Source organism: Roseiarcus sp., assembly GCF_052145395.1.
Taxonomy (GTDB): domain Bacteria; phylum Pseudomonadota; class Alphaproteobacteria; order Rhizobiales; family Beijerinckiaceae; genus Roseiarcus.
This window is the reverse complement of record NZ_JBKQOT010000312.1, coordinates 1-4,042: the sequence shown is the minus strand read 5'-3', so window position 1 is coordinate 4,042 and position 4,042 is coordinate 1. Positions and strand designations below refer to the sequence as shown.

At 68.9% G+C, this 4,042-nt stretch carries 4 protein-coding genes; 3 read left to right on the top strand and 1 reads right to left on the bottom strand.

The annotated features are described in order from the left end of the window. The first annotated feature begins 124 nt into the window (after positions 1-124). Together ACLP25_RS10535 and ACLP25_RS10530 are read left to right on the top strand one after the other, a co-directional pair. Positions 125-607 (top strand): hypothetical protein, encoded by a 483-nt coding sequence (locus ACLP25_RS10535; RefSeq protein ID WP_442469146.1) that lies wholly within the window; start codon positions 125-127, stop codon positions 605-607. A 43-nt stretch (positions 608-650) separates the two neighbouring features. Next, on the top strand, positions 651-2,639 hold the full coding sequence (locus tag ACLP25_RS10530; protein ID WP_442469145.1) for a DUF6165 family protein: 1,989 nt from the start codon (positions 651-653) through the stop codon (positions 2,637-2,639). Positions 2,640-2,862: 223 nt separating this feature from the next. Here ACLP25_RS10530 and ACLP25_RS10525 read toward each other — a convergent pair whose 3' ends face one another. Continuing rightward, positions 2,863-3,168 carry a hypothetical protein gene (locus tag ACLP25_RS10525; RefSeq protein ID WP_442469144.1) on the bottom strand — a complete coding sequence of 102 codons (306 nt, stop codon included), beginning with the start codon at positions 3,166-3,168 and terminating at the stop codon, positions 2,863-2,865. 255 nt (positions 3,169-3,423) lie between these two features. Between ACLP25_RS10525 and ACLP25_RS10520 the strand changes: the two genes are divergently transcribed. Beyond that, positions 3,424-4,042: response regulator transcription factor (locus ACLP25_RS10520; protein ID WP_442469143.1), on the top strand; the 619-nt coding region annotated here is incomplete at its 3' end.

Genomic DNA, 4,042 nt, shown 5'->3' with positions numbered 1-4,042 from the left:
CGTCGGCGCTAAACTCGGCTGTCGTCTTCATGGGCGGCCTCATGCGAATCGGCCGCCCAGGGAATCACACCCTGCAGTCAAGATAAATTAGCCGCCAACCCGTCGTTAACCCGACTTCCGAGCCGTGTGCGAGTCGGTTGCGTGGCTGGTCCTGACCAACAAGCCGCTCTATCCGCTCACGATCTGGGCTTTCATCGGGCCGGAGGCCGCGGTGCGGTCGCTCGCGGTTCTCGCCGTTGCGCCGCTCTATGCGGCGATCCTCTGGCTCGCGCGTCGCTTCCCTTACGGCGCGCGTGTCGCGCTGCCGCTGGTCGGCCTCGCCGACACGATCCTCGCGGCCAAGGTCTTCGGGCCGGGGTCGGGGGCGGAGCTCTTCCTCGTCGCCTGTGGCGCCCTCGCGGTCGTCGGCTTTTCCGGGCGCGAGGCGACGACGGCGCGTGTGCTTGTCATGGTCGTCTATGCGTCCTTCATCCTCGCTCTCGGTCGCCTCGGCGCGCCGCTCGAGGCTTGGCCTCCGGACGAACTCGCACGGCTCTTCGTCGTCAACGCCTATAGCGCGGCGTCGCTTGCGGCCTTCGTCGGCCTGCGTTTCGCGGCGGCCCGATAGCGGAGATAGGCCCGCGCAAGCAGAAACGGCGAGTCTGTGGGCCATGCGCCGATCCAATCTCGCCGAACGCCCCGCGCCCGACCCGCCGAGCGACGCCGATCCGCTCTACGCGGAGGCTTGCCGCCTGTGGGCGGCGGGGCGGCGCGGCGACGCGATTCAGCGTCTCGACGCAGCGCTGCGCCTCAAGCCCGATTCGCCCGACGCCCTCGTCATGGGCGGCTACATGCTCGGCGAGTTGGGGAGGCCCGAGGCCGCGCTGCGCTTCTATCGCCGCGCCCTTGACCTCGATCCGCTGCTCGTCGTCGCCCACGCCAACTCCGGCAAGCTGCTGGTCGAGCTCCGTCGCCCGGCCGAGGCCCTCGAAGCCTTCGACGCGGCGGTTGCGCTGAAGCCCGCCGACGCCGACGCCTGGAACTGCCGCGCCGGCGCGCTGCGCGAACTCGGACGACTCGAGGACTCGCTCGTGGCCGCGCGCCGCGCGCTCGCGCTCAGGCCCGAATTCGCCGAGGCGGCGATCAACCTCGGCAACGCGCTCCTGAAACTCGACCGGATGGAGGATGCGCTCAAGGCCTATCGCCGCGCCTGCGCCCTGCGGCCCGGTTACGCCGCGGCCCTCTGCGGCGAGGCGCTGGCGCTGCGCAACCTCGGCCGCTACGGCGAGGCGCTGGCGGCGTTCGAGGCCGCCGAGGCGCTCGGCAGCCGCGAGGGCGTCGCCGGAAAGGGCTGCCTGCTGCTCACCCTCGGCGACTTCACGCGCGGCTTCGAAGGCTACGAGGCCCGCTGGCTTTCTGGCAAGTCGCTCGCCGACGCGCTGGGCAAGCGCTTTCCGACCTGGTCCGGACCGGGGAGCGGGCAGGAGCGCGTGCTCGTCCTGAACGACCACGGGCTCGGCGACACGATCCAGTTCGTCCGGTATCTGCCGCTGATGGCGGCGGCCGGCGTCGAGGCGACCTTCGTCTGCCCGCCGAACTTGCATCGGCTTCTCAAGTCCACGATCCCGGGGCGCCTCGTCGAGACGCCGCCCGACGAATCGTTCGACGCCCAGATCGCGGTCTCGAGCCTGCCGCGGGCCTTCCGCACCAGCCTCGAAACCGTTCCGGCCACGGCTCCTTATCTCTCGGCCGATCTGGCGCTCGCCGCGCGATGGGCCGAGCGGATCGGCCCGGCCGGGTTCAAGGTCGGGATGGTCTGGCAAGGCAATCCGCATCCGGAGGCGGACCGGGCCAGATCCTTTCCGCTTGCGGCGGCGGCGCCGCTCGGTACGCTTCCCGGCGTCCGCCTCATCTCTCTGCAGAAGGGCTACGGCGAGGAGCAACTCGCCGGCCTGCCGAGGGCAATGCGGGTCGAAACGCCCGGCGAGGATTTCGATTCCGGTCCGGACGCCTTCGTCGACACCGCCGCCCTGATGGCGCATCTCGACCTCGTCGTGACCTGCGACACCTCGGTCGCCCACCTCGCCGGCGCGCTGGCGCGGCCGGTCTGGGTCGCGCTGAAGAGCGACGCCGAATGGCGCTGGATGACCGAGCGCGACGATTCGCCCTGGTATCCGACGATGCGGCTCTTCCGCCAGCCGAGACGGGGCGCCTGGACGGAGGTGTTCGCCGCCATGGCGGGCGCGCTGTCGGAGACGCTCGCGCCGCGGCGTCCGGCGCAGGCGGCCCGCGCCCCCTGTTCGATCGGCGACGTGGTCGATCGCATCACGATTTTGCGCATCAAGCGGGAGCGGATGATCGATGAGGACAAGCGCGCCAACATTGAGCGCGAGCTTCGTCTGCTCGAGGCCGAGGCGCAAGAAGGGGGCGTGGTCGGCGGCGCCGTGGACGTCCTGACGGACGGGCTCGCCGAGGTCAACGCGCAGCTGTGGGACGTCGAGGACGCGCTGCGCGTCTGCGAGCGCCAGGGCGAATTCGGGCCGCGCTTCGTCGCGCTTGCGCGCTCGGTCTACGCCCTCAACGACCAGCGGGCGGCGCTCAAGCTCACGATCAACCGGCTGTTCGAATCGGCCCTCATCGAAGAGAAAAGCTACGGCTGAGACGCCGCCGCTCCCTCAATTCAGAATGCCGGAGGCGCGCGCCCGAAGCGCGAACAGGGCGCGGGCCTTCAGCGCGAGGCCGGCGGCCGTTCGACCAGACGAACGTCGAGACGGAGCCCGGGGCGCCAGACGGCCATGGCGCGTCGCACTCCGCCCGACTCATCGATACGTGCGGCGAAGCGGCGCGGCAGGCGGATGCTGCGCGCCAGCATAAGCCTCAGCCTCAAGCCACCAACGACCCTTCTCCGATCCTGCCGTCGCGCAGGGAGCGGAAGGCGTCGCGGAGCTTGGTCCAGCGCATCCGCAAAACTTCGCGCGCGTCGGCTCGACCGCCGCCGGCAAGCCTTTCGTCCAGTCTCCCCACACAGTAGGCGACTTCGCCACGGTCGGCGAGGATCGCGCCGAGACGGCGGGCGGCTTCCGGGCGCGCCCTCCAGTCCGTGCGTCGGACACCGTCGAGCAGCGGCGCAGGGCCGCGCCGAGGGCGGAGGGCGGCCGAGTCGCGACCGGTTAGGACGGCGTTAACCATTGCGAGAATACATAGAAACATAAGCTTCGTACATTTCTGGCCAGCCCGGCAAGTCGAAGCTTCATGCGGGAAAGAGGTTGGGCCAATCGGTATCAATCGTCATGCTCACCGGAGGTCGAAGTCGAAAGATGGCTTTTGACCTTTTGTGGGAGACGACCCGACCGTCTAACAGCCGCAGCGGCGTGCTGAATACGTAAGGCGTACGCGTAAGAAAGCGAGTATCGGCGTTCCATACGGGGCCTTCGGAGCTGGGGCATGTACATCATTATTGACGATCGCGACATTGTTTCGGGCGGCTACGCGACGAGTCTGGACCACGAGGGCGTGTCGTCCGCCGGCATCGAGGCGGGCGAGTTCCGCGAGTGGATCGGCAAGATCAGCGACACGGATATGCACGCCGTGGAGGCGTTCCTGATCGGCGACTGCGGCGAGCGGGAGAGCCTGTCGCGCATGATTCGCGAACGTTCCAATGCGCCGGTGCTCTGCCTGAACGAGCGCCATTCGCTCGACGACACGCTCGGCCTGTTCGCCTCCGGCGTCGACGACGTGGTGCGTAAGCCCGTGCATGTGCGCGAGATCCTCGCCCGTGTGGGCGCGATCAAACGGAGGGTCCACGGCCAGAAGGGCCATGTCGCGATCGGCGCCCTCAGGGTCTATTTCGACGGACGCGAGCCCGAATTCGACGGCGAGGCCTTTCCGTTGCCGCGACGAGAACGCCGCATCCTGGAATTCCTGCTGCAATGCCGGGGCCGCCGCGTCACCAAGGCGCAGATCTTCAACGCGGTCTACGGGCTGTTCGACGAGAACGTCGACGAGAACGTGATCGAGAGCCATATCAGCAAACTGCGCAAGAAGCTGAAGCGCAAGCTCGGGG